This is a genomic window from Micromonospora sp. URMC 105, assembly GCF_051386295.1.
Taxonomy (GTDB): Bacteria; Actinomycetota; Actinomycetes; order Mycobacteriales; family Micromonosporaceae; genus Micromonospora.
The window spans coordinates 13,970-39,449 of the sequence record NZ_JBPQTL010000053.1 but is presented as its reverse complement, the minus strand read 5'-3'; the positions used below and the strand labels follow the sequence as shown (position 1 = coordinate 39,449).

Below are 25,480 nucleotides of genomic sequence, written 5' to 3'. Positions count from 1 at the left end.
GGTTACGGGTGGGGGGGTGCAGGCGGTTAGGGCGGCGGAGAAGGTGGTGAGGCGGATGGACGGGGGCGGGAAGGGCTCGATCCAGCCCGGTCCCGCGCCGAAGAGGCGTACCCCGGGAACGTCGCGCCCGAAGCGAACCAGGCGGTACGCGCGGCCGGTGAGCGGGGTCTGCGACCAGACCAGGACGGTGTGCGGGCGGGCCCGCGCCACGGCGGAGGCCAGCGCGGCCCAGGGCAGCGCGGGCCCGAGCAGCAGGCAGCCCCGGCCCTGCTCGCGCAGCGCGGCGGCGAGAGCGTGCAGGCCGAGGCAGTGCGCCTCGTGCTCCGCCCCGGCCAGCAGCACCCCGTCCGGTGGCAGCGGGCGCCCGGAGTCCCGGCGGTACACGTCCAGGCCGATCCGGACGCCCTCGGAGAGCGCGTGCTCGATGGCGATCTCCGTGGCGCTGTGCCCCCGCAGGCTCCCGAGCAGCGGTACGCAGACCCGCTCCCAGACCGCCGCCACGCCGGCCTCGGCGGCGAGGTCGAGCACCAGCGCGGCGACCTGGTTGGCGTCGAGGTCCTCGGCGGCCACGGCGAGCCGCTTGCGGGCCGCCTCGACGGCGTCGGCCGGCATCGGTTCGGTCAGCACCAGACGTACCCCCGGGTGTGCGGTCACTACCAGGGGGTTCGCTGGGACGGCGCCGTTCGGATGCGCCGTCGCGGGACTTCATCTGCGCCGGGCGGCCGTCCAGCGCAGCGCCAGGGCGGCGACGGTGCCCCACAGCCCGCGGCGGAACAGCAGCACCACGAGGACGAAGATGCCGCCGGTCACCAGGCCGATCGCCTCGAATCCGGAGAACGACAGCCAGTCCTCCAGCCGGACGACGACCGCCGCGCCGAGCACCCCGCCCCACAGCGTGCCGATGCCGCCGAGCACGACGACGATGACCGCCTTGCCGGAGGTGGTCCAGTGCAGCACGTCGAGGGAGACGAAGCGGTGCCCGACCGCGAAGAGCCCGCCGCCGAGTCCGGCGATGAAGCCGGAGAGCACGAACGCGGTCAGCTTGTAGCGGTGCACCGGGTAGCCCAGCGCCCGGGCGCGGGCCGGGTTGTCGCGGATGCCGACCAGCACCCGGCCGAACGGCGAGTGCGTGATCCGCCAGGCGGCGGCCAGGCCGAGCAGCACGATCGGCAGGATCGCGTAGTAGAAGTAGTAGTCGTCGGTCAGGTCGAGGCCGAACAGCGACCGGGGCACGCCCTGCAGGCCGTTCTCGCCCTTGGTGACCGAGCGCCACTCGTTGGCCACGTAGTAGACCATCTGGGCGAAGGCCAGCGTGACCATGGCGAAGTAGATGCCGGTCCGCTTCACCGCCAGGTAGCCGATGGGCAGCGCGAGCGCCGCCGCGCCGAGCGCCCCGGCCAGCACGGCGAGCGGGAACGGCAGGCCGGCGTGGATGGCGACCAGGCCGGTCAGGTACGCCGAGGTGCCCCAGAACGCCGCGTGCCCGAAGGACATCAGCCCGGTGAAGCCGAGCAGCAGGTCCACCGACACGGCGAAGAGCGCCCAGCAGAGGATGTCCACGGCCACCGCCGGGTAGAGCCCGTTGGGCAGCCAGAGCGCGGCGAGCAGGCCGGCGGCGAGCAGCGCGTACCGGACCCAACCGGGTGCGCGGGCGACGGCGAGGAGCCCGGACGGCGGCGCCGGCCGGTTCGCGTCGGCCGGGGTGTCGACGGTGCTGGTCATGCCGGTGCCTCCTCACGGCCGAACAGCCCGGCCGGCCGCCAGAGCAGCACGGCGGCCATCACGACGAAGACGATCGTCTGGGACACGATGGGGAACTCGGACAGGTACGCCTCGCCCCACGCCTGCACCAGACCGATGCCGAAGCCGGCGGCGACCGAGCCGAAGATCGAGCCGAGGCCACCGATCACCACCACCGCGAAGACCACGATGATCAGGTCGGCGCCCATCAGCGGGTTCACCGCCCGCATCGGCGCGGCGAGCACCCCGGCGAGCCCGGCCAGGCCGATGCCGAAGCCGAAGACCGGCGTCACCCACCGCCCGACGTCGATGCCGAACGCGCGGGTCAGCTCCGGCCGCTCGGTCGACGCCCGGACCACCATGCCGATCCGGGTACGGGTGAGCACCCACCACACCGCGACGCAGAGCAGCACCGCGAAGCAGAGGATGAAGACCCGGTACGTCGGGAAGTCGAAGAGTCCGAAGTCGACCGAGCCGCTGAGCTCGTCGGGGGTGGCGTACGGACTGGACTGCACGCCGTAGCGGGTCTTCACCAGGTCCTGCAGGATGAGCGTCAGGCCGAAGGTGAGCAGGAAGTTGTAGAGCGGGTCGAGCCGGGTGAGCCGGTGGATGACGGCCCGTTCCAGGGCCATGCCGACCACGGCGAGCGACACCGGCATGATCACCAGCGCCGCCCAGAACGGCACGCCCGCCTCGGCCAGCAGCACGTACGCGCCGAAGGCGCCGAGCATGTAGAACGCGCCGTGGGCGAAGTTCACCACCCGGAGCATGCCGAAGATGACCGCGAGCCCGAGGGCGAGCAGGGCGTAGAACGCCCCGCTCACCAGCCCGTTGAACGTGTTCTGGAGGAAACCGGTCACAGCTTGCAGTCCGGGGACGGGGCGCGGAACGCCTCGGCGGCGGGGATGGTCTTGAGGACCTTCACGTAGTCCCAGGGCTCGGCGACCTCGGCCTGCGGCTTCACCTGGGCCAGGTACGCGTCGTGGATGACCCGGTGGTCCTCGGCGCGGATCTTGCCGTTGCGCAGGAAGACGTCGTTGACCTCCTTGCCCTCCAGCCCCTTGACCACGGTGTCCGCCTCGTCGGTGCCGGCGGCCTGCACGGCCTCCAGGTACTGGGTGGCGGCGGAGTAGTTGGCCGCGTGCGCGAACGACGGCCGGGTGCCGGTTTCCTTCTGGAACCGGTCGGCGAACTCGCGGTTCTGCTGGTCGAAGTTCCAGTACCAGGCGTCGGTGTAGGTGGTGCCGGCGAGCGCGGCCGGGGTCAGCGAGTGGATGTCGGTGATGAACATCAGGCCGACCGCCAGCCCGACGCCCTTGTCCCGCAGCTTGAACTCGTTGTACTGCTTGACCACGTTGACCAGCTCGGCACCGGCCTGCATGGTGCCGAGCACCTGCGGCTTCGGGGTGAGCGTCGGCGCCTTGAGCAGGAAGGTGGAGTAGTCGCCGGTGGTGTTCGGGAACGGCGCGCCGTCCTTGCCGACCACGGTGCCGCCGGCGGCGGTGATGGCGGTGGAGAAGCTCTTCTCCATGTCCTGGCCGAAGGCGTAGTTCGGGTACAGGATGTACCAGTTCTTGCCGACCTGCTCCGTGGTGGTCCTGCCAGTGCCGTTGGCCAGCATGTACGTGTCGTACGCGTAGTGGAACGTGTACTTGTTGCAGCTCTTGCCGGTCAGGTCGGTGGTCGCCGCGCCGATGTTGAAGTAGAGCTTCTTCTTCTCCTTCGCCACGTCGGCGACCTTCAGCGCCGCCGAGGAGGTCGGCACGTCGAGGATCAGGTCGACGCCCTTGCGGTCGTACATCTCCTGCGCCTTGGCGTTGGCCACGTCCGGCTTGTTCTGGTGGTCGGCGGTCTCGACGGTGATGTCGGTGGTCACCGCCTTGTCGCCGTGCTTGGCCTTGAAGTCGGCGATGGCCATCTCCACGGCCTTGACCGAGTTCTTCCCGGACAGCTCCGAGTAGGCCCCGGACTGGTCGTTGAGCACGCCCAGCACGATCTTGCCGCCGGTCAGCTTCTGGTCGCCGCCGGACTGCGGCCCACCGCCGCCGCACCCCGCGGCCAGCAGCACCGCCGCCGACGCGGCGGCCACACCCACGCTCCTACGCATGTCCATCCCTTTCGTCCGCGCGGATACCGCGCGGGTCAGCCGTCGAAATGATTCAGATCCCGAGGTACGCCAGTAGCTCGCGCTCCCGCGAGCGCACCTCGGAGTTCGCCATCGCCTCCACGACGCGTCCCTCGGCCAGCAGGTAGTGCCGGTCGGCGACGCCGGTGGCGAAGTGCAGGTTCTGCTCGACCAGCAGCACGGTGACCCCGTGCTTCTTGGCCTCCCGCAGCAGGTCGCCGACCTGCTGCACGAGCAGCGGCGACAGCCCCTCGGTGGGCTCGTCGCAGAGCAGCAGCCGGGCGCCCATCCGCAGCACCCGGGCCAGGGCGAGCATCTGCTGCTCGCCGCCGGAGAGCATGGTGGCCGCCGAGTCGCGCCGGGTGTAGAGGGCGGGGAACGCCTCGTACACCCGCTCCAGCGGCCACGGGTCCGGGCCGACCCGGGGTGGCAGGGTCAGGTTCTCGGTGACGCTGAGGGTGGCGTACGCACCCCGGTCGTCGGGCACCCAGCCGAGCCCGAGCCGCGCTCGCTTGTACGCCGGCAGCCGGCTGATGTCCCGCCCGTCCAGCTCGACGGTGCCGCGCTGGCCGGGGTGCAGCCCCATCACGCAGCGCAGCAGGGTGGACTTGCCGGCGCCGTTTCGCCCGACCAGGGTGACCACCTCACCGGCGGCCACCTCCAGGCTCACCTCCCGCAGCACCTGCGCCTCGCCGTAGAAGGCGGAGAGGGTGTCAATGCGCAGCATCAGCGGCTCCCAGGTAGGCGGTGATGACCCGCTCGTCGGCGCGGACCTGCTCGTAGGGGCCCTCGACCAGCACCGTGCCGGCCTGCAGCACGGTGACGGTGTCGGCGAGCCGGCCGACGACGCTCATGTTGTGCTCGACCATGACCACGGTCCGGCCGGCCCGGACCCGGGCGATCAGGTCCACCGTGCGGTCGACGTCCTCCAGCCCCATCCCGGCGGTCGGCTCGTCGAGCAGCAGCACCTTCGGGTCCAGGGCGAGGGCGATGGCCAGTTCCAGGGCGCGCTTGCGCCCGTAGGCCAGCGCCTCGGCCGGGGCCTCGGCCAGCGCGCCGAGCCCGACCATGTCCAGCAGTTCGTCGGCCCGCTCCCGGTAGCGGCCCATCAGCTTCGCGGAGCGCCAGAAGCGCCAGCCGAGCCCGCTCGGGCTCTGCAACGCCAGCTCCACGTGCTCGCGGGCGGACAGCTGCGGAAAGAGGCTGGTGATCTGGAACGAGCGGGCCACCCCGAGCCGGGCGACCTGTTCCGGGGGCAGCCCGGTCACGTCCCGGCCGTCGAGTTCGATCCGGCCGCCGGTCGGCGGCAGGAAGCCGGTGAGCAGGTTGAACAGGGTGGTCTTGCCGGCGCCGTTGGGGCCGACGAGCGCGTGCACGCTCTCCGGTGCGATGTCGAGGTCGACGTGGTCGACCGCGCGAAAGCCCCGGAAGTCACGGGTCAGCCCGCGCGCCGACAGGAGCGCTTGCCCGGCCATCGCCTCATCCTCCGCAGGTCACTGCGACGACCGGGTCGGTGACCGAGGTCACAGGGCCGTCGCGTGGAGGAAACCTACGGGGAACGGCCGGAGTGCAGCCATGTCGGTCCGCCACACTTTCCGGCCGCCCGGCGGGGGGCCGGCCGACATGAGCGTGGGCCGGGAGCGGGCCGGAAGGGATCGACCGGGGTGAGCGCGCACTCGGCGACACCGCTCCCATGTGGCCCGGCCACCTGACCGGCGGGGGCGGGGCTGGCGCGGCCGGCCATGCCCCCGCCCGGACCCACTGCGTCGAGGGCATCGAGGGCGGGGCCGGCCCCGCCCGCCGACCGTCAGTCGGGGAAGGTGACCACCCAGCGGGCGCCCTCGCCGCGGGCGAGCCGGTCGAACGCCTCCGGCGCCTCGTCGAGGGTGATCAGTCCGCTGATCAGCGGACCCAGGTCGAGCCTGCCGTCGCCGACCTCGCGGGCCAGGCCAGGCACCTCCCGGTCCGGGTCGGACGAGCCGTACACCGAGGAGCGCAGCGTCCGGGCGGAGTGGAAGATGTCCAGCGCGGAGAGGCTGAGCAGGTCGTCCTTGCCGCCCATGCCGACCACGGTGACCGCGCCCCCGCGCCGGGTGAGCCGCCAGGCCGTCCGGATGGTGGCCGCCCGCCCCACGCACTCGAAGGCGTGGTCGACGCCGCGCCCCTCGGTGAGCGCCCGGATCTCCTTCGACAGCCGGTCGTCGGGCGCGAGGAAGTGCGTGGCCCCGGCGGCGCGGGCCAGGCCCCGCTTGGCCTCGGCCACGTCGACGGCGACGATCGGGGTGGCGCCGGCGGCCCGGGCGGCGGTGAGCACCGACAGGCCGACCCCGCCGAGGCCGATCACCGCGACCGACTGGCCGGCCGCGACGCGGGCGGTGTTGCGGACCGCGCCGGTGCCGGTGAGCACGGCGCAGCCGAGCAGGGCGGCCCGCTCGGGCGGCAGGTCGCCGGGGACCGCGACCACGGCGGCCTCGGGCACCACCACCTCCTCGGCGAACGCGCCGAGCCCGAGCGTGACGTGCAGACCGACGCCGTCGGCGGTCTCGCCGCGCGGCACGGCGGGGGCGGTGTTGGCGGCGCAGAGCCAGGGCTCGTCGTGCCGGCAGTGCCAGCACCGCCGGCAGGCCGGCGCCCAGTTCAGCACCACCTGCGTGCCGACCGGCACCCCGGCGTCGAGGCCGGCCTCGACCACCACACCGGCCGCCTCGTGCCCCAGCACCAGCGGGTACGCGGGCGCGAGGGTGCCGTTGACCATGGACAGGTCGGAGTGGCAGACACCGGCGGCGCGGATGCGCACCCGCAGCTCGCCGGGGCCGGGCGCGGGCAGGCGTACCTGCTCGACCCGCAGCGGCGCGCCGGGCGCGCGGGCGACCAGCGCCCTCACCGCTGGATCGCCTTGATCTCGCAGAACTCGTCGATGCCGTACGGGCCCAGCTCCCGGCCGAGGCCGGACTGCCGGTAGCCGCCGAACGGGGCGAGCGGGTTGAACGCACCGCCGTTGACGTCCACCTGGCCGGTACGCAGCCGCCGGGCGACCGCCAGCGCCCGGTCGGCGTCGGCGGACCAGACCGCGCCGGCCAGCCCGTACCGGGAGTTGTTGGCGATGGCGACGGCCTCGTCGTCGTCGCCGAACGGGAGCACGGCGAGCACCGGGCCGAAGACCTCCTCCTGGGCGAGCGCGCTGTCGGGGTGCACGTCGGCCAGGACGGTCGGGGCGACGAAGTGCCCCCGAGGCGGCAGCGGGGCGTCCGGGCCACCGGCGACGAGGCGCGCCCCGTCGGCGAGGGCGCGGTCGACGTGCCCGCGGACGCGCTCGGCCTGGGCGGCGGAGACCAGCGGGCCGAGCCGGGTGGCCGGGTCGAACGGGTCCCCCGGCCGGTACGCCGCGACGGCCCGGGCCACCAGCTCCAGCGCCTCGTCGTACCGGTCGCGGTGGACCAGCATCCGGGTCCAGGCGGTGCAGGTCTGCCCGGAGTTGAGCAGCGCGTTGCCCACCCCGACCTTGACGGCGGTGGGCAGGTCGGCGTCGGCGAGGATCAGGTTGGCCGACTTGCCGCCGAGTTCCAGGGCGACCCGGGCGATCCGGTCGGCGGCGAGGTGGGCGATCCGGCGGCCGGTGGCGGTGGAACCGGTGAACGAGACCATGTCCACGTCGGGGTGCCCGGCCAGGGCCTCGCCGACCACCGGCCCGGTGCCGGGGACCAGGTTGACCACACCGGCGGGGAGCCCGGCCTCGGCGACCGCGTCGAAGAGCAGGTACGCCGTCAGCGGGGTCAGCTCGCTGGGCTTGAGCACCACGGTGCAGCCGGCGGCCAGGGCGGGCGCCAGCTTGGCGACGACCTGGTGCAGCGGGTAGTTCCACGGGGTGATCGCCCCGACCACGCCGACCGGTTCGCGGACGACGAGCGAGTTGCCAATGGTCTCCTCGGCGGGCGGCCGGGCGGCCAGTTCGACGCAGTCGCGCAGCACGGTCAGCGGCAGGCCGGTCTGCACCCGGGCGGCCAGCTTGAGCGGGGTGCCGAGTTCGAGCGCGACGGTCCGGGCGATGTCGTCGGCGCGGGCGGTGAGCGCGGCGTGCAGCCGGTCGAGGTGGGCGGCGCGCTCGGCCGGCGCGGTGGCGGCCCAGCCGGGGAAGGCGGCCCGGGCGGCGGCGACGGCCTCATCGACGTCGGCCGGGGTGCCGGCCGGCACCTGCCCGACGAGTTCCCCGGTGGCCGGGTTCTCGACGGCGATCGGTGCGCTGTCGGACGGGTCGACCCAGGCGCCGCCGAGGTACAGGTGACGGCGGACCAGGAGCGCGGTGGGCGCGGCGGCGAGATCCATGTCGTCCTTCGGGGGTGAGGAAACTAGCGCTGGGAGTTTTGACGCTACCCGTTCGTCCCGGGTGGTTCCACCGCGGCGACGATGCGCCGGTGCTCGTCGGCCAGGCCGTGCAGCAGCGCGTCCAGGCCGAGGGCGAAGGCGCCGGTGTCCACGCTGAGCTGGTGCTCGGCGAGCCGGTGCGCCTGGCCCAGGTGCGGGTAGTGCGCGGCGTACAGCTCGGGGTCCTCGACGAAGCCGCGGGCGAACGAGCCGAGCGCCGACCCGGCCACGAAGTACCGCATCGCCGCGCCGACGTGGGTGGCGCGCGCGGGCGGCCAACCGGCCTTGACCAGCGCCCCGTAGACCACGTCGGCCATGGCCAGCGCGGCCGGGCGCCGCCCGGGGCCCTGGGCCAGGTACGGCACGACGTTCGGGTGCGCGGTGAGCGCCGCCCGGTACGACCAGGCCCAGCGGCGCAGCGCCTCGCGCCAGTCGTGGCGGGCGAAGGCGCTGACGTCCACGGTGGCGGTGACGCTGTCGGCGACCGCGTCCAGGATCGCCTCGCGGTTGGCGAAGTGGTTGTAGAGCGAGGGTCCGCGTACGCCGAGCGCGGCGGCGAGCCGCCGGGTGGAGAAGGCGGCCGGCCCGTCGGCGTCGATCAGGGCCAGGGCCGCGGCGACGATGCGGTCCCGGGTGAGCACGGGCTGCCGGGGTCGGGGCACACGGACTCCTCGGAGGTCTGGACGCCAGAAAACTTACACCGCTAGTTTAAGCGGGACGGCGACCACGACGGCGGAAGGGACCAGCATGGACTTCTCACTGACCGACGAGGAGCGGGCGATCCGGGACACCGTCCGGTCGTTCATCACCCGGGAGGTGATGCCGCTGGAGCAGGAGGTGCTGCGCCGGGAGCGCGCGCACCAGCCCGGCGTGACCCGCGACGAGCTGCGGGAGCTGCAGCAGAAGGCGAAGAAGTTCGGCTTCTGGGGGCTGGCCACCCCGGAGGAGTACGGCGGGATGGACCTGCCCGCCGTCATGCAGTCGCTGATCTGGACGGAGCTGGGGCGCAGCTTCGTGCCGTTCCGCTTCGGCGGCGAGGCCGACAACATCCTCTTCCACGCCACCGAGGAGCAGAAGCGGGAGTTCCTGCTGCCCACCATCGAGGGCGAGCGGATCTCCTGCTTCGCCATCACCGAGCCGGGGGCCGGGTCCGACGCGGCGAACATCCGGCTGTCGGCCCGCCGCGACGGCGACGACTGGATCCTCGACGGGGAGAAGACCTTCATCACGAACGGCCACGACGCCGACTTCGCCATCGTGGTCGCGGTGACCGACCGGGAGAAGGGCGCCCGCAACGGCGGGGCGACCGCGTTCCTGGTGGACCGGGCGATGGGCTGGCGCTCGGAGTTCATCCAGACCATGGGCGAGGGCGGCCCCGCGTCGCTGATCTTCGACGGGGTACGGGTGCCGCACCGCAACATCCTCGGCGAGATCGGCCAGGGCTTCACGCTCGGCATGGAGTGGATCGGCAAGGGCCGCTACACGATCCCCTCGCACGCCATCGGCATCGCCGAGCGGGCGTTGCAGATGGCCATCGACTACGCCAACACCCGGGAGACCTTCGGCGCGAAGATCAGCACCAACCAGGCCATCCAGTGGATGATCGCCGACTCGGAGACCGAGCTGGAGGCGGCCCGCTGGCTGGTGCTGCGCTCCGCGTGGACGGTCGACCAGGGCATGGACCCGCGGCACGCCTCGTCCATGGGCAAGCTCTACGGCGCCGGCATGGTCAACAGAGTGGTGGACCGGGTGCTCCAGATCCACGGCGGCATGGGCTACACCCGGGAACTGCCCGTCGAGCGCTGGTACCGGCAGGTGCGGCTCTACCGGATCTTCGAAGGGACCGACGAGATGCAGCGACTGATCATCTCGCGGGACCTGCTGCGCGGGTACACGAAGATCGGCGGTCACCTGGCCTGATTTCGGACCGGCTGCTCATTTCTTTCGGCTGTCCCGGTGCCTGATCGGCCAGGTCCGCCGGTCGTCCTTTCGGTGCGCCGACCGTCGGTGAATCGTGACCGGTAGACGACTGAGACGGCGGTCACCAGGCCGGTCGGCGAACCTCAGAGGTACGCCCTGAGCAGGGATTCTGCTTGCCGATAACCGCTCTGCCGACTGATCGGAAAGGGCGGGCCGGTCGACGGGAAATCGACTGTCAGCTAGCCGTCCGACAATTCGCTTTCGCCGCGGTGCTGCCATGCCGCTCACTGTTGACATCCATTTGATGAACGGAGTCAACCGTGTCCACCACCAATGTGACCGGGCGGGCGGTCGTCCTCGGCGGCAGCATCGGCGGCCTGCTCGCCGCGCGGGTGCTCAGCGAGTCGTACGCGAAGGTGACCGTCTTTGATCGCGACGAGCTGCCGACGGAGGCCGCCGACCGCAAGGGCGTGCCGCAGAGCGGGCACTCGCACGGCCTGCTCGCCCGGGGCCGCCAGGTCCTCGAAGAGCTCTTCCCCGGCCTGACCGCCGACCTCACCGCCCAGGGCGCCGCCGCCATCGACATCCAGCGGGACTGCCTCTGGGTCAACGACGGCCACCGGATCCCCCGGGTCGCCTCCGGGCTGGAGGGGCTCTGCGTCAGCCGGCCCGCCCTGGAGGCGTACGTCCGGGACCGGGTCCGGGCACTGCCCACCGTGGAGGTCCGGGACCGGTGCGAGGCGGTGGGGCTGCTCGCCGACGGTGGCACCGTCACCGGCGCCCGCGTCCTGCCCCGGGGCGGCGCGGAGGAACACCACGACGCCGACCTGGTCGTCGACGCGACCGGCCGCGGCAACCGCGGCCCCACCTGGCTCGCCGAGCTGGGCTACCAGCCGCCCGTCGAGGACCGGGTGGACCCCCGGACGGTGTACGTCTCCCGCGACTACCGCCGGGTCCCTGGCGACACCAACTGGTCCGCCTTCATCAGCAGCCCGTCGCCGGCCGCCCCGTACGGCGGGGTGGCCATCGCGGCGGAGGGCGACCGGTGGATGGTCACCCTGCTGGGCATCGGCCCGGACCAGGCCCCGCCCACCGACGGTGAGGGCTACCTCGCCTTCGCCGGGCGGCTGCCCGCCCCGGAGCTGCACGCGCTGCTGAGCCGGGCGGAGCCGCTCGGCCCGCCCACCCGGATGCGGCTGCCCACCAGCGTGCGCCGCCGCTACGAGCACCTCACCCGCCTGCCGGAGGGTTTCCTCGCGGTCGCCGACGCGATGTGCAGCTTCAACCCGGCGTACGGGCAGGGCATGACGGTGGCCGCGGTGGAGGCCATGGTGCTGCGCGACTGCCTCCGGCAGGGCCGGCGGGAGCTGCCCCGCCGCTTCTTCGCCGGCGCGGCCAAGGTGGTGGACGTGCCGTGGGACATGGCCGTCGGCGCGGACCTGCGCCACCCGACCATCGCCGGGCCGCGCAGCCGCCGGACCCGGTTCCTCAACGGGTACGTCACCCGGCTGCACGCCGCCGCCGCGCGGCACCCCGAGGTCGGGCGGCGTTTCCTGAGCGTCGCGAACCTGATGACGCCGCCGCCGGGGCTCTTCGCGCCGGGCATCGTCGCCCGGGTGCTCTGGCCGGGCCGGCCCGGCACGCCTCAGGTGGCCCGTCCGGAGCCGATGACGAGCATCGAGCAGCCGGCGGCCCGGGTCGAGGAGTTGGCGGCCCGGTGAGCCGGGCCGCTCGGGTGGGCGGCGGTGAGCGCCGCCCACCCGCCCGCTCGCCTGCCGGGTGACCCGGGCTCAGCCGGTCAGCGCCGTCAGGGCGGCGTCCACGTCGGCCTCGGTGGAGTACACGTGGAAGGAGGCGCGGACCCGCCCGGCGCGCACCGCCGCCCGGATGCCGGCCCGCTCCAGCCGCTGCTCGGCGTCGGGCACGTCGACCACGACGATGGCGCTCTCCCCCGGCGGCCGGCCCAGCCCGGTCAGGAACCGGTTGGCCAGCGCCACGTCGTGCTCCCGGATCGCCGGCACGCCGATCTCGGCGATCACCTCCAGTGCGGGCGCCGCGCCGACCCAGCTGAACCAGGCGGGCGAGATGTCGAACCGGCGGGCGTCGTCGGCCAGCCGCAGCGGCGGGCCGTAGTAGGAGGCGTGCGGGTCAGCGCCCGCGTACCAGCCGGCGGCGTCCGGACGCAGCCGCTCGCGCAGCTCGGGCGCCAGGTAGGCGTACGCGCAGCCGCGCGGGCCCATCAGCCACTTGTACCCGCCCACCGCCACCACGTCGGCCCGGCTCCCGTCGAACGGCAGCCAACCGCACGCCTGGGTCGCGTCCACCGCGACCAGCGCACCGTGCGCCCGGGCCGCGGCCACGATCTCGTCGTACGCCGCCACGGCGCCGTCGGCGGACTGCACCAGGCTGAACGCGACCAGATCGGTGCCGGCGTCGATCGCGTCGACCAGCCCCGCCAGCGGCACGGTGCGGACCCGGACGCCGCGCTCCTGCTGAACCAGCCAGGGAAACAGGTTCGAGGTGAACTCGACCTCGGGGACCAGCACGTTCGCGCCCGCCGGGAGGGCCGCCGCGACCGGTGCGAGGAGCTGGGACACGGCCGCGCCGACCGCCACGTCCCCGGCCGGTACGCCGATCAGCCCGGCGAACGCGGCCCGGGACCGGTCCACGGACTCCCCCCAGCCCTCCCAGGAGCTGCTCCCGGTCCGCCAGTCGACCAGCGCCTCCTGCAAGGCCGTCCAGGCCGGCTCGGGCGGGAGCCCGTAGGAGGCGGTGTTCAACCAGCCGGGTTCCGGCTTCCACAACTGCTGCGCCTGCGCGATGTCCACGCCACCGACGCTAGGCGCGGTGGCCTCCGACGGGCACGGCCAATCCGCGACCGGCGGCCTGCGGCCCACCGATGGGCACCGACCGGTCCGGCGACTGCTACGACCGCCGGGGGTCGGTGGTCGATCCGCTGGCGGCCCGGCGCCGGAACAGGCCGAGCCGGAGCGCCCGGAGCAGGGTGCCGGGCCGGCTCAACGTCGCCGGATGGTCGAGCATGGTGGTGACCCGGCCCAGCCGGGCGTTGAGCACCGGATCGGTCTGCGAGGTCCGGAAGAGCAGGTCACCGAACCACTTGGTGACCCGGTACCCCGGCGGGTACGGGCCGTCGACGTGGGGGAGCTCGATGTCGGCGGTGGTGGAGGTCCGCCAGGCGGCATCGACGATCACCCGGACCCGATCGAAGTACGCCCGCGCCGGCTCCCCGTGCAGGTCCGGGTTCGACCGCAGGTACGCCGACAGGCAGGAGGCGTGCAGCATCGCGGAGGTCATGCCCTGGCCGTACACCGGGTTGAAGGAGGCGATGGCGTCCCCGGCGGCGACCAGTCCGGCGGGCATCCGGTCGAGCTTGTGGAAGTCCCGGCGCCGGCTGTCGGCCTGGTGGTACGTGACCACGCCGCCGAGCATCTCGCCGTACTCCGCGATGTCCCCGAACATCGGGGGATAGTGCTCCCGGCAGCGGGCGGTGAAGTCGGCGACGTCGCGGCTGGGCCGGTCCTCGTCGTAGCCGGCCACCAGCATGATCCAGCGGTCCCCCTCGACCGAGTTGATCCCGCCGATCCGCGCGGTACGACCCTTGCCCGCCATGGTGTGGTAGACCACCACCCAGGCGTCGCTGACCTTCTCGTCCTGCGTGAAGAGCGCGGTCGCGTAGTTCAGTTTGATCGGCATCCGCTGCATCGGCGGGCGGGGCCACCCGTTGCCGGCCAGCCAGTCGCTCAGCCGGCTGGACCGCCCCATCGCGTCGACGACCAGGTCCGCCGGTTCGACCACCGGCTCACCACCGCCCTCGGGCACGTACCGGGCGCCGGTGACCCTCCGGTCGGCGAAGACCAGGCCGTCCGCACGGCCGTACACCATCCGGACGTTGCCCACGGCGAGCGTCCGCCGGCGGACCAGTGCCTCCAGGAACGGTCGCGTGGTGATCAGCGTCGGACCCGTGCCGGACGGTGCCGGCGGCAGCCCCAGCACCCCGTTCACGAAGATCTTCGCCGCGCCCTCGTCGCTGGGCGGCGGCGGGGCACCGAGCGCGTGCGCCTCGTCGACGATGCCGGGGAACCACCGTTCCAACTGGACCTGACCGGCGGGCAGCAGCGCGTGCACCTGACTGCCCTGCGGCACACCCGGCCGGGGCCCGTCGTCCACGTCGGACGGATCGCGCTCGACGATCAGCACCTCCTCGGCGTGGTCACTCAGCACCCGGGCCGCCATCAGTCCGGCGATGCTGCCGCCCAGCACCACGGCACGGCGCATGAGCACCGTGGTCTGCGCCGGCCGCTCGGCGGTCGCGATCTCCGCGAAGAGCCGGGACGGAGAGGGGGGCATACGATCACTCCTCGAGCGGTCGGGAAACCTCGGCACCGACGACCGTAGCGAGCAGCCCGCCTGGAGCGCACCCGCTGCCGGACGGCCGACGGGACGGGCGCGCTACTCGCTGAGGAGTTGCTCGCGCAGGATGTCCGCGTGCCCGCAGTGCTGAGCCAGCTCGGCCAGCACGTGCAGGTACACCCAGCGCAGCGGGAGCGGGCCACGCCGATTGCCGCGGAGCATGTCGTCCAACCCGAGTGACGACGTCGCGCGGCGAGACGCGTCGCATGCTTCGTCGTGCGCTCGCCGGACGGTGGCGATGGTGTCGTCGCCGTCGAGGACGAACGACTCGTCGGGCGTGGCGGGAATGCCGATCTCGGCGCGCGACCGGCACGTGACGGCTTCGTCGAACCAGACCTTCTCCACGAACGTCGCATGCTTCACCAGGCCCAGCAGCGTGGTCCGGGAGGGCACCAACGATCGGCGCGCCTGCTCCTCGGTCAGCCCGTCCAGGCAGGCGTTGAGCGCCCGCCGATGCTCGTCGAGAAACACCTCGAACTGGGCCTTGGCCGGTTGGTCGATGACGTCTTCAGCGAAGGTGGCCGGGAGGGAGGACATGCGCGAAGCATCCCAAGACCGGCCACCCGGGAGCAACCACCGATCGCCGGCAGGTCAGCGCGCCGTCCGGGGTCGCGACCGCGACCTCAGGCCGGTACGCCGACCGGCGCGGCCGGCTCGTCGGCCGGCCGCCGCGGGGCGGACCCGTCCTCGTCGGCGTCCTCGTCGAGCATGGTCGACTCGTCGAACGGGTCGTCGCCGCGCAGCACCCGACCGGCCTTGTCCCGGTCGAACTCCCCCGTCCAGGTCCCGACCAGCACGGTCGCGACCGCGTTGCCGGCGAAGTTGGTCAGCGCCCGCGCCTCCGACATGAACCGGTCGATCCCCACGATCAGACCGACGCCGTCGACCAGGTCCGGCCGGTGCGACTGGAGCCCACCGGCGAGCGTGGCCAGGCCGGCGCCCGTCACCCCAGCCGCCCCCTTCGACGCGATGATCATGAACAGCAGCAGCGACACCTGCTCGCCGATCGACAGCGGCTTGCCCAGCGCGTCGGCGATGAACAGTGATGCCATGGTCAGGTAGATCGCCGTGCCGTCCAGGTTGAACGAGTACCCGGTGGGCACCGTGAGGCCGACCACCGGCTTGCTCACCCCGACGTGCTCCATCTTGGCGATCAGCCGCGGCAGCGCCGACTCCGAGGACGACGTCGACAGGATCAGCAGGAACTCCCGGCCGAGGTAGCGCAGCAGCGAGAAGATCGAGATGCGGGCCACGAACCACAGCAGCGCGCCGAGCACCACCAGCACGAAGATCAGGCAGGTTGCATAGAAGCCGAGCATGATCTGCGCCAGGCTCTTCAGCGCGTCCATCCCGGTCGCCCCGACCACCGCGGCGATCGCGCCGAACGCGCCGATCGGGGCCAGCCACATGATCATGGCGAGCACCTTGAAGACCACCCGCTGGACCAGGCCCACGGCGGTCAGCACCGGCTCGCCGCGCCGGCCCAGGCTCTGCACGGCGAAGCCGACCAGCAGCGCCACGAGTAGCGTCTGGAGCACCTCCCCCTCGGTCAACGCGGAGAAGAGCGTGGTCGGGATGACGCCGAGCAGGAAGTCGACGGTCCCGCCGGCCTCGTCACCGGCGGCCGCCTTGCCCGAGCCGGCCAGGTCCTGCCCCAGGTCGAGCCCGGAGCCGGGGTGGATGAGGTTGCCGACCACCAGGCCGATGGCGAGCGCGACGGTCGACATGACCACGAAGTAGCCGAGGGCGAGCCCGCCGACCTTGCCGACCTTCGCCGCCTGCCGGACCGAGCCGACGCCGAGCACGATGGTGCAGAAGATGACCGGGCTGATCATCATCTTGATCAGGTTGACGAAGCCCGTGCCGAGCGGCTTGAGTTCCTTGCCGACCTCGGGAGCGGCGAGGCCGACCACGACGCCGGCCAGCACGGCCACGATGACGGCCAGGTAGAGGTAACGGGTACGGTCCCGACGGGCCGGGGGTAACGGTGTGGTGGTGGATGTGGTGGTGTCCATGTCGACAATGTGAAGCCCGTCTCACCACAAGACAGCCTTGCGGTCATTCTGTTCATCCCGTCGGAGCACGGGGCGACGCGCGCCGGTGACCACGGCGCGGACGAGGAGGGGAAACGTGGCCCGGCGGCAGTGGAGCATCGCGGGGCAACTCTTCGCCCTCCAGGCCGTGGTGGTGACCCTGCTCGTCCTGGCCGGCGCCGCCGGGGCCGTCTGGCTGGCCCGCAGCGACTCCCGCCAGGCGGCGCAGGAGGAGGTGCTCGCGGTGGCGCAGACCGTCGCCCGCTCCCCCGACGTCCGCGCGGCGCTGCGCAGCGCCGACCCCAGCGCCGCCCTCCAGCCGTACGCGGAGTCCACCCGGGTGGCGACCGGCACCGACTTCGTGGTGGTGATGGCCCCCGACCGCACCCGGTACACGCACCCGCACCCCGAGCGGATCGGCCAGCGGTTCGTCGGCGACATCGCGCCGGCGCTGGCCGGCCGGCCGTTCACCACCACCAACGTCGGCACGCTCGGCGAGTCGGTGCGCGCGGTGGTGCCCGTCTACGACGACGAGCGGATCGTCGGCCTGGTCTCGGTCGGCATCACCACCGAGGCGATCGACCGCAAGCTGCTCGGCCAGTGGCCGGTGCTGCTCGGCGTCGCCGCACCGGCGCTCGCCCTCGCCGCCACCGGCTCGTGGCTGCTCAGCCGTCGGCTGCGTCGGCAGACGCACGGCCTCGGCCCGGCCCAGATGACCCGGATGTACGAGTACTACGACGCGGTGCTGCACTCGGTGCGGGAGGGCCTGCTGGTGCTGACCACCGACCGCCGGGTGGCGCTGGTCAACGACGAGGGCCGCCGGCTGCTCGGGCTGGACGCGGACGCGCCGCTGACCGACCGGCCGGTGGCCGGGATCGACCTGCCGCCCGCGGTGGCCGAGCTGCTGACGTCGGCCCGGGAGGCCCACGACGAGCCCGTCCTGGCCGGTGACCGGGTGCTGGTCGCCAACCAGCGGACCGCCCACTTCGAGGGCGTCGCGCTCGGCACGGTGCTCACCCTGCGCGACCAGACCGAGCTGCGCACGCTCGCCAGCGAACTCGACTCGGTACGCGCGTTGACCGAGGCGTTGCAGGCGCAGACCCACGAGTCGGCCAACCGCCTGCACACCGTGCTGACCCTCGTGGAGCTGGGCCGGACCGACGAGGCGGTGCGCCTGGGCACCCGGGACCTGGCCGCGGCGCAGCAGCTCACCGACCGGGTGGTCGGCGCGGTGACCGAGCCGGCCCTGGCCGCCCTGCTGCTGGGCAAGTCGGCCCAGGCCGGTGAGCGCGGCGTGGACCTGGTGATCGACCCGGAGTGCCGGCTCGACGGCAGCCCGCTGCCCGGCGCCGACCTGCTCACCGTGGTGGGCAACCTGGTGGACAACGCGCTGGAGGCGGTCGCCGGCAACGCGCCGCCGCGGCGCGTCCGGGTCTTCGTCGGCGCGGTCGACGGCGACCTGGTGGTCCGGGTCGGTGACAACGGCCCAGGGCTGGACCCGGAGCGGGTCGACGACGCGTTCCGGCGCGGCTGGTCCACCAAGAGCGCCGGCCGCGGCCTCGGCCTGGCGCTGGTCGGGCAGGTGGTCCGCCGGCACGGGGGGCGCTACGAGGTGGGCCGTTCGGGCGACGGCGGAAGCCTCTTCACCGTCCGGCTGCCGGTCGGACACGGCGAGGCGCGATGACCGGCATCCGGGTGCTGGTGGTCGAGGACGAGCCGCTGCTGGCCGAGGCGCACACCGCGTACACCGAGCGGGTGCCGGGTTTCGTGGTGGCCGGGGTGGCGCACACCGGCCGGGAGGCGATGGCCGCGCTGCGCCGGCACGGCGGCGCGGGCATCGACCTGGTGCTGCTGGACTTCCGCCTGCCCGACGTGCACGGCCTGGACGTCTGCCGGGCGTTGCGCGCGGCGGGCAGCAGCGTCGACGTGCTCGCGGTGACCTCGGCCCGGGATCTCGCGGTGGTCCGTACCGCGGTCTCCCTCGGGGTGACCCACTACCTGCTCAAGCCGTTCACCTTCGCCGCCTTCCGCGACAAGCTGGAGCGCTACGCCGACTACCGCCGGCAGGCGCTCGCCGACGGCGAGGTGGCCGCCCAGCACGAGGTGGACCGGATGTTCGCCACCCTGCGCGGCGCCGCCCCGCACACCCTGCCCAAGGGGCTGGACGTGCAGACCCTGCACCGGGTGCTCTCCGCCCTGGCCGACCGGCCGCGGTCCACGCCCACCGACGGCGAGGTCGGGCTCTCCGCGACCGAGGTGAGCCGGCGCACCGGCATCTCCCGGGTGACCGCCCGGCGCTATCTGGAGTACCTGGTGACCATCGACCGGGCGGTCCGCAGCCCCCGCTACGGCACCCCCGGGCGCCCCGAGGTCGAGTACCGGCCGACGTGACCGGGCAGCCGGTCGGTCAGCTCACGTTGGCCGGGCCGAGCACGCTCTTCAGGTCGCCCATCAGCGCGGTGGTCGCCGCCACCCGGAACGGGCCCAGCCGCAGGGTCGTCGTCTTGCCGCCGTTGAGCAGCTTGACGTGCACCTCGGTGTCGCCGGGGTGCAGCACCAGGGTCTCCTTGAGCCGTTCCACCAGCGGCGGGGTGCAGCGGTGCACCGGGATGGTGAGGGTGACCGGCTTGTTGGCCGGGTTGCTGGTGACGTCCGGCATCGACATGTCCATCGCCATGATCCTGGGCGTGTCGTCGCGGCGGTCCACCCGGCCCTTGACCACCACGATGGCGTCCTCGGCGATGTACTGCCCGATCACCTCGTAGGTGTTCGGGAAGAAGAGCGTCTCCACCCCGCCGGCCAGGTCCTCCAGGGTGGCCGAAGCCCAGGCCCGGCCCTGCTTGGTGACCCGGCGCTGCACGCCGGAGAGGATGCCGGCGAGGGTGACCACCGCCCCGTCGGGCACCGCGCCCTCCTCGGCGAGCGCGGCGATCGTGGTGTCCGCCGCCGCGCCGAGGACGTGCTCCAGGCCGAAGAGCGGGTGGTCGGAGACGTAGAGCCCGAGCATCTCGCGTTCGAAGGCGAGCTTGTCGCGCTTGTCCCACTCCCCCTCGCCGATGGTCGGCATCACCGTGGTGGTGCCGGTGTCCGCGTCGCCGAACCCCGCGCCGAACAGGTCGTACTGGCCGACCGCCTCCTTGCGCTTGACGTCGGCGTACGCGTCGATGGCGTCGGCGTGCACGGCGAGCAGGCCCTTGCGCGGGTGCCCCAGCGAGTCGAACGCACCGGCCTTGATCAGCGATTCGATGGTCTTCTTGTTGCAGACCACCGCGTCGACCTTCGACAGGAAGTCGTAGAAGTCGGCGTACTGGCTTTTCTCCTCGCGGCACCGCATGATCGAGGCGACCACGTTCGCGCCGACGTTGCGGACCGCGGCCAGGCCGAAGCGGATGTCCTTGCCGACCGGGGTGAACGGCCCGGCCGAGGTGTTGACGTCCGGCGGCAGCACCTGGATGCGCATCCGACGGCACTCGGACAGGTAGAGCGCCATCTTGTCCTTGTCGTCGCCCACCGAGGTGAGCAGACCCGCCATGTACTCGGCCGGGTAGTGCGCCTTCAGGTACGCCGTCCAGTAGGAGACCAGCCCGTACGCGGCGGAGTGCGCCTTGTTGAAGGCGTACCCGGCGAACGGGACCAGGACGTCCCACACCGCCTGGATCGCCTCGTCGGAGTAGCCGCGCTCGCGGCAGCCGTCCCGGAAGGGGATGAACTCCTTGTCGAGGATCTCCTTCTTCTTCTTGCCCATCGCCCGCCGCAGCAGGTCGGCCTGGCCGAGCGTGTAGCCGGCGAGGATCTGCGCGGCGCGCTGCACCTGCTCCTGGTAGACGATCAGGCCGTAGGTCGGGGCCAGGATCTCCCGCAGCGGCTCCTCCAGCTCCGGGTGGATCGGGGTGATCTCCTGGAGGCCGTTCTTGCGCAGCGCGTAGTTGGTGTGCGAGTCGACGCCCATCGGGCCGGGCCGGTACAGCGCCAGGACGGCGGAGATGTCCTCGAAGTTGTCCGGCTTCATCATCCGCAGCAGCGAGCGCATCGGCCCGCCGTCGAGCTGGAACACCCCGAGGGTGTCCCCTCGGGCCAGCAGCTCGTACGCGGCCTTGTCGTCCAGCGGCAGCGCCAGCAGGTCGAGCTTCTCGCCGTGGTTGAGCTCGATGTTCTTGACCGCGTCGTCGATGATCGTGAGGTTGCGCAGGCCGAGGAAGTCCATCTTCAACAGCCCGAGCGACTCACAGGTCGGGTAGTCGAACTGGGTGATGATCGCGCCGTCGGCGTCGCGGCGCATCAGCGGGATGTGCTCGATGATCGGCTCGGCGGACATGATCACGCCCGCGGCGTGCACACCGGTCTGCCGGATCAGCCCCTCGATGCCCTTGGCGGTGTCGATCACCTTGCGGACGTCCGGGTCCGACTCGTAGAGGCCCCGGATCTCGCCGGCCTCCGCGTAGCGGGGGTGCTTCGGGTCGAAGATGCCGGTGAGCGGGATGTCCTTGCCCATCACCGCCGGCGGCATCGCCTTGGTGATCCGGTCGCCGACCGCGTACGGGAAGCCGAGCACCCGCGCCGAGTCCTTGATCGCGGCCTTCGCCTTGATCGTGCCGAAGGTGGCGATCTGCGCGACCTTGTCCTCGCCCCACTTCTCGGTGACGTACTTGATCACCTCACCGCGCCGGCGCTCGTCGAAGTCGATGTCGACATCCGGCATCGAGACGCGCTCGGGGTTGAGGAACCGCTCGAAGATCAGGCCGTGCGGGATCGGGTCCAGGTCGGTGATGCCCAGGGCGTACGCGACCAGCGAGCCGGCGGCCGAGCCACGACCCGGACCGACGGCGATGCCCTGGCTCTTCGCCCACTGGATGAAGTCGGCGACCACGAGGAAGTACGACGGGAAGCCCATCTGGTTGATGACGCCCAGCTCGTACTCGGCCTGCACGACGTGCCCCTCGGGGATCCCGTTCGGGTAGCGGCGGGCCAGGCCGGCGAAGGTCTCCTTGCGGAACCAGGACTCCTCGGTCTCCCCCTCGGGCACCGGGAAGCGCGGCATCAGGTTGTGGAACTCGAACATGCCGGCCGGGTCGACCTTCTCGGCGACCAGCAGCGTGTTGCGGCAGCCCTGCTGCCACAGCTCGGAGGAGTCGACCGCGCGCATCTGCTCGGCGGACTTGATGAAGTAGCCGCCGCCCTCGAACCGGAACCGGTTCGGGTCGTCGATGTTGCTGCCGGTCTGCACGCAGAGCAGCACGTCGTGCGCGGTGGCCTGGGCCTCGTGGGTGTAGTGCGAGTCGTTGGTGACCACCGGCGGGATGTCGAGCTTGCGGGCGATCTCGGTGAGCCCGTCGCGGACCCGGCGCTCGATGGAGAGGCCGTGGTCCATGATCTCCAGGAAGTAGTTCTCCTTGCCGAAGATGTCCTGGTAGCTCGCGGCGACCTTGAGCGCCTCGTCGAACTGGCCCAGCCGCAGCCGGGTCTGCACCGCGCCGGACGGGCACCCGGTGGTCGCCATGATGCCCTCGGCGTGCTCGGCGATCAGCTCCATGTCCATCCGGGGCCACTTCACGTAGTGGCCCTCCATGGAGGCGCGCGAGTTGAGGGTGAAGAGGTTCTTCAGGCCCTTGGCGTTACGGGCCCACATGGTCTTGTGGGTGATCGCGCCGTTACCGGAGACGTCGTCGCTCTTCTGCTCCGGGCGGCCCCACTTGACCCGCGCCTTGTGGAAGCGGGACTCCGGCGCCACGTACGCCTCGACCCCCAGGATCGGGGTGATGCCGGCGGCCATGGCCTGGTTGTAGAAGTCGTTCGCGCCGTGCATGTTGCCGTGGTCGGTGATCGCCACCGCCGGCATGCCGAGCCGGTTGGCCTCGGCGAAGAGGTCCTTGAGCCGGGCCGCCCCGTCCAGCATCGAGTACTCGGTGTGTACGTGCAGATGCGCGAACGAATCGCCCATGCAGAGCGCCCCCCCGGGTCGAAATCATGGGTGGTCGGAGACGACCGGGCCCTACCCTACCGAGGTCATCTGCCCGGCTCCACCGTCCGCGCCGAGGGTGGTCCTCGTCTCCCCGCGGCGGCCCCCGGACCGGGTCTCCGCCCGGCTCGGGAGCCCCCGTGCCGCCGTGGACCTGCTGGAGCGTCGAGACCGGGCCGACGCCGGTGTCGGTCAGCCAGGTGCTGTGCCAGGTGGTGAACCGCCACGCGTGGCGCAGTCGGCTGCCGGACCGGAGCGCCCCACGTCGGCGGCGGGGGCCGTACGCTCGGGAATCGGCTCCGGCGAGCATTGGACGACCGGCATGTCCCCTGCAGACGACATCGAGGCCCTGGCCCGGTCCGCCGCGCGCGGCGATCCGGACGCTCTGCACGCCCTGCTGGTCGCGGTACGGCCGGAGGTGCTGCGGCTGTGCGCCCGGTTCCTGCCCAACCGGGAGGACGCCGAGGAGGCCTGCCAGGACGCCCTGCTCGCGCTGGCGCAGGGCATCGGCCGGTTCGAGGGCCGGTCGTCGTTCCACACCTGGCTCTACCGGCTCACCGCCAACCGGGCCCGGTCGACGTACCGGGCGCTGCGCCGGCGCTGGCTGGTCGAGTCCGGCGGGGTGCCGCTGCCCGACCCGCCCGACCCGCGCCGGACCAGCGTGGTCGCCGGCACCCGGCTGGACCTGCTCGACGCGCTGGACGCGGTGCGCCCCGAACTCGCCGAGGTGGTGACGCTGCGCGACGTGCTCGGGCTGAACTACCGCGAGATCGCCGCCCTGCTCGACGTGCCGGAGGGGACGGCGAAGTCCCGGGTCCACCTGGCCCGCCGGCAGGTCCGGCAGCGGATGTCCGGTGACTGAGTCCGAGCCCGGCCGGGCCGCCGGACCCGCACCGGCCCGCCGGTGGGCGGCGCCGGTGGCCGTGGGCGTGCTGGTGGCGGTGGCGGCCTGCGGGCAGAGCCCGGCCGCACCGCCCGGCCCGGCCACGCTCGCCGCCACGCCGCGACCGCCCGTCCCGGTCCCGCCCGCACCGACCCGGAGCCGGGGTACGCGCACCCCGTCGCCGTCCCCGCGGTCGAGCGCGTGCCTCGGCCCGGTCCGCTACGACCTGGACCTCGCCGAGACCGAGGTGGCGCTGCTGAAGTCGCTCTGCCTGGCCGCCGGCGGGGTGCTGCGCATCAAGGGCATCGGCCCGGGCGAGGTGAGCGTGGACCGGGAGGACCTGGTCTCGCGCAACTACGAGGCCGGGGTGGTGGACATCCGGTTCCTGCGCGCCGGCACGGTCGGCGTGACCATCCCGCAGGGCGGTGAGTCCCACACCGTCGCGGTGGTGGTGGTCTAGTCGCCCGTGGCGCGGACCCGTACCCCGGCCAGCAGCGCGTCGACGAACTCCGTGCCGCCGCCGGGTGGCGGGGCGATCTGCACGTAGAGCAGGGCGTCCCGGCCGGCGGCGAGCCCGGCCGCCTCGACGAGCACCGGCCGGCCGGCCGGGCAGGCGTACCGGGCCACCACCCAGTCGACGCCCGCCTGCCGGCTACGCCGCAGCGGGGCGGCCACGCAGTCCGCGTGCGGGCGCTCGGCGACGAAGCCCTCCGGCGTGGTACGCCGGGCGGCGTCGGCGGAGAGGCCGACGAAGGCCCCCGGCACGCCCGGGTCGGCCGCCCAGCGATCCGGGTCGGCCGCGACGATCAGCGCCGGCTCCAGCCTGCCGTCGTCGCCGTACTGCCCGGCCCAGCCGGTGCCGGTCGCCCGCCACCCGGCCGGCAGCGCGACGCTGAGCGGCCCGCTGGTCGCGCGGGTGCCGCCGGGACCGGGCCGGCCGGCGTCACCGGCCAGGGCGCCCAGCGCTACGAGCGCCAGGGCGCCCGCGCCGGCCCGGCCGACGAGGCGGGCCGGCCCTCGGCGCGACCGGGTGGCCGGTGCCGTGCTGTCGGTGGACGGCGGGTCGGCCCGGTGTTCCACGCCTTCTGCCGAATCTGCCCGGGGCCCGGCAGGCGGCGCGGGGTCGGACGGATACCGGTCGTCCGCGTCGGCCGGGGAGGCGGCGCGGCGCAGGGCCGCCCGGAAGGCGTCGGCGTCCAGGTAGCGGTCGGCGGGGCGGACGGCGGTGGCCCGGCGCAGCACCGCCGGCACGGCGGCCGGGACACCCGGCCGCCACCGCGGTGCCGGGCCGGGACCTCCGTCGGGGTCGGCGAGCAGCCGCAGCCCGAGCCGCCCCAGCCCGAACACGTCGCTGCGGGTGTCCACCACGGCCAGTGGGTCGTCCTGCTCGGGGGCCATGTAGCCGGGCGTCCCGGCACGGGCGGTCAGCCCGGACGCGGCGGCCAGGGCCTTGGCCAGCCCCAGGTCGGCGACGAGGACCCGCTCGGCGGTCGGACCGGAGGCGAAGAGGACGTTGCCGGGGGTGAGGTCGCGGTGCACCACCCGGTGCCGGTGCAGGACCGCGACCCCGGCGGCGATCTCCCCGAGCAGCGTCAGCGCCTCCGCCACCGGCAGCGGGCCGGTGGCCAGCCGGTCCCGCAGACTGCCGCCGTCGGCCCAGGCCAGCACCGCGTACGGGCGGCCGTCGGGCAGTTCGCCCACGGCGTGCACCCGGATCAGCCGGGGATGGTCGAGCCGCCGCAGCAGCCGCGCCTCGTCCAGGAACCGTTCCCGCACCCGCAGGTCGTGGCTCCAGTTCTCGGCGAGCACCTTGATCGCCACGTGGGAGTCCAGGACCGGGTCGTGGCCCAGCCACACGGTCGCGAACGAGCCCGCGCCGAGCAGCCGCTCGATGCGGTAGGGCCCGATCCGGGCCGGAGTGCGCATCGCTCCACCCCCGTCGCCAGTCCCCGCTGCGACGGTAACCGGCGCAGCCGGATGGCGGGACCGCCGCGGCCGGGACCGACCGGCTGACGGGCCGGTCGGAAACC

The 25,480-nt window shown here is 73.2% G+C and carries 21 protein-coding genes; 6 read left to right on the top strand and 15 right to left on the bottom strand.

Annotated features, from left to right (window positions below):
* The 9 genes from ACSNN7_RS18140 to ACSNN7_RS18100 form a co-directional block, all read right to left on the bottom strand.
* Positions 1 to 627 (bottom strand): transcriptional regulator (locus tag ACSNN7_RS18140; protein ID WP_436681997.1); only part of this gene is annotated, 627 nt, incomplete at its 3' end.
* Positions 628 to 705: 78 nt separating this feature from the next.
* Positions 706 to 1,722 (bottom strand): branched-chain amino acid ABC transporter permease, encoded by a 1,017-nt coding sequence (locus ACSNN7_RS18135; protein WP_436681996.1) that lies wholly within the window; start codon positions 1,720 to 1,722, stop codon positions 706 to 708.
* Positions 1,719 to 2,600: a branched-chain amino acid ABC transporter permease gene (locus ACSNN7_RS18130; protein ID WP_436681995.1), complete on the bottom strand. Its 882-nt coding sequence runs from the start codon at positions 2,598 to 2,600 to the stop codon at positions 1,719 to 1,721. The genes ACSNN7_RS18135 and ACSNN7_RS18130 overlap by 4 nt, the downstream gene beginning before the upstream one ends.
* Positions 2,597 to 3,853, bottom strand: coding sequence for an ABC transporter substrate-binding protein (locus ACSNN7_RS18125; RefSeq protein WP_436681994.1), 1,257 nt, complete (start codon positions 3,851 to 3,853; stop codon positions 2,597 to 2,599). The genes ACSNN7_RS18130 and ACSNN7_RS18125 overlap by 4 nt, the downstream gene beginning before the upstream one ends.
* 46 nt (positions 3,854 to 3,899) lie before the next feature.
* Positions 3,900 to 4,592 (bottom strand): ABC transporter ATP-binding protein, encoded by a 693-nt coding sequence (locus ACSNN7_RS18120; protein ID WP_334453062.1) that lies wholly within the window; start codon positions 4,590 to 4,592, stop codon positions 3,900 to 3,902.
* A complete protein-coding gene (locus ACSNN7_RS18115) occupies positions 4,579 to 5,340 on the bottom strand; it encodes an ABC transporter ATP-binding protein (RefSeq protein WP_436681993.1) in 762 nt (253 codons plus the stop codon). Before ACSNN7_RS18115 ends, ACSNN7_RS18120 begins: the two co-directional genes overlap by 14 nt.
* 332 nt (positions 5,341 to 5,672) lie before the next feature.
* Positions 5,673 to 6,749 (bottom strand): zinc-binding dehydrogenase, encoded by a 1,077-nt coding sequence (locus ACSNN7_RS18110; protein WP_436681992.1) that lies wholly within the window; start codon positions 6,747 to 6,749, stop codon positions 5,673 to 5,675.
* Positions 6,746 to 8,188, bottom strand: a complete 1,443-nt coding sequence (locus ACSNN7_RS18105; protein ID WP_436681991.1) for an aldehyde dehydrogenase family protein — start codon at positions 8,186 to 8,188, stop codon at positions 6,746 to 6,748. The genes ACSNN7_RS18110 and ACSNN7_RS18105 overlap by 4 nt, the downstream gene beginning before the upstream one ends.
* A 44-nt stretch (positions 8,189 to 8,232) precedes the next feature.
* Positions 8,233 to 8,889 carry a TetR/AcrR family transcriptional regulator gene (locus ACSNN7_RS18100; RefSeq protein ID WP_436681990.1) on the bottom strand — a complete coding sequence of 219 codons (657 nt, stop codon included), beginning with the start codon at positions 8,887 to 8,889 and terminating at the stop codon, positions 8,233 to 8,235.
* Positions 8,890 to 8,974: 85 nt separating this feature from the next.
* Here ACSNN7_RS18100 and ACSNN7_RS18095 point away from each other — a divergent pair, with 85 nt between their 5' ends.
* Together ACSNN7_RS18095 and ACSNN7_RS18090 are read left to right on the top strand one after the other, a co-directional pair.
* Positions 8,975 to 10,147 (top strand): acyl-CoA dehydrogenase family protein, encoded by a 1,173-nt coding sequence (locus ACSNN7_RS18095; protein ID WP_436681989.1) that lies wholly within the window; start codon positions 8,975 to 8,977, stop codon positions 10,145 to 10,147.
* A 320-nt stretch (positions 10,148 to 10,467) separates the two neighbouring features.
* Positions 10,468 to 11,868 carry an FAD-dependent oxidoreductase gene (locus ACSNN7_RS18090; protein WP_436681988.1) on the top strand — a complete coding sequence of 467 codons (1,401 nt, stop codon included), beginning with the start codon at positions 10,468 to 10,470 and terminating at the stop codon, positions 11,866 to 11,868.
* Between the two features lie 69 nt (positions 11,869 to 11,937).
* Here ACSNN7_RS18090 and ACSNN7_RS18085 read toward each other — a convergent pair whose 3' ends face one another.
* The 4 genes from ACSNN7_RS18085 to ACSNN7_RS18070 form a co-directional block, all read right to left on the bottom strand.
* Positions 11,938 to 12,975, bottom strand: a complete 1,038-nt coding sequence (locus ACSNN7_RS18085) for an aminotransferase class V-fold PLP-dependent enzyme (RefSeq protein ID WP_436681987.1) — start codon at positions 12,973 to 12,975, stop codon at positions 11,938 to 11,940.
* Positions 12,976 to 13,072: 97 nt separating this feature from the next.
* Complete coding sequence (locus ACSNN7_RS18080; protein ID WP_436681986.1) at positions 13,073 to 14,515, bottom strand: FAD-dependent oxidoreductase; 1,443 nt, start codon at positions 14,513 to 14,515, stop codon at positions 13,073 to 13,075.
* A 102-nt stretch (positions 14,516 to 14,617) separates the two neighbouring features.
* Positions 14,618 to 15,115 carry a DinB family protein gene (locus ACSNN7_RS18075; RefSeq protein WP_436681985.1) on the bottom strand — a complete coding sequence of 166 codons (498 nt, stop codon included), beginning with the start codon at positions 15,113 to 15,115 and terminating at the stop codon, positions 14,618 to 14,620.
* Positions 15,116 to 15,201: 86 nt separating this feature from the next.
* Complete coding sequence (locus tag ACSNN7_RS18070; protein WP_436681984.1) at positions 15,202 to 16,593, bottom strand: cation:dicarboxylate symporter family transporter; 1,392 nt, start codon at positions 16,591 to 16,593, stop codon at positions 15,202 to 15,204.
* A gap of 115 nt (positions 16,594 to 16,708) precedes the next feature.
* Here ACSNN7_RS18070 and ACSNN7_RS18065 point away from each other — a divergent pair, with 115 nt between their 5' ends.
* Together ACSNN7_RS18065 and ACSNN7_RS18060 are read left to right on the top strand one after the other, a co-directional pair.
* Positions 16,709 to 18,295, top strand: a complete 1,587-nt coding sequence (locus tag ACSNN7_RS18065) for a sensor histidine kinase (RefSeq protein WP_436681983.1) — start codon at positions 16,709 to 16,711, stop codon at positions 18,293 to 18,295.
* Positions 18,292 to 19,002, top strand: coding sequence for a response regulator transcription factor (locus ACSNN7_RS18060; protein WP_436681982.1), 711 nt, complete (start codon positions 18,292 to 18,294; stop codon positions 19,000 to 19,002). The genes ACSNN7_RS18065 and ACSNN7_RS18060 overlap by 4 nt, the downstream gene beginning before the upstream one ends.
* Before the next feature lie 16 nt (positions 19,003 to 19,018).
* Here the strand turns inward: ACSNN7_RS18060 and dnaE are convergent, their stop codons facing one another.
* Positions 19,019 to 22,549, bottom strand: a complete 3,531-nt coding sequence (dnaE, locus tag ACSNN7_RS18055; protein ID WP_436681981.1) for a DNA polymerase III subunit alpha — start codon at positions 22,547 to 22,549, stop codon at positions 19,019 to 19,021.
* A 340-nt stretch (positions 22,550 to 22,889) separates the two neighbouring features.
* Between dnaE and ACSNN7_RS18050 the strand changes: the two genes are divergently transcribed.
* Both ACSNN7_RS18050 and ACSNN7_RS18045 read left to right on the top strand, forming a co-directional pair.
* On the top strand, positions 22,890 to 23,429 hold the full coding sequence (locus tag ACSNN7_RS18050; RefSeq protein ID WP_436681980.1) for an RNA polymerase sigma factor: 540 nt from the start codon (positions 22,890 to 22,892) through the stop codon (positions 23,427 to 23,429).
* Positions 23,422 to 23,910, top strand: coding sequence for a hypothetical protein (locus ACSNN7_RS18045; RefSeq protein WP_436681979.1), 489 nt, complete (start codon positions 23,422 to 23,424; stop codon positions 23,908 to 23,910). Before ACSNN7_RS18050 ends, ACSNN7_RS18045 begins: the two co-directional genes overlap by 8 nt.
* On the opposite strand, the gene ACSNN7_RS18040 is transcribed toward ACSNN7_RS18045, so the two are convergent.
* Positions 23,907 to 25,376, bottom strand: a complete 1,470-nt coding sequence (locus ACSNN7_RS18040; RefSeq protein WP_436681978.1) for a protein kinase domain-containing protein — start codon at positions 25,374 to 25,376, stop codon at positions 23,907 to 23,909. The genes ACSNN7_RS18045 and ACSNN7_RS18040 overlap by 4 nt on opposite strands.
* Positions 25,377 to 25,480 lie beyond the last annotated feature (104 nt).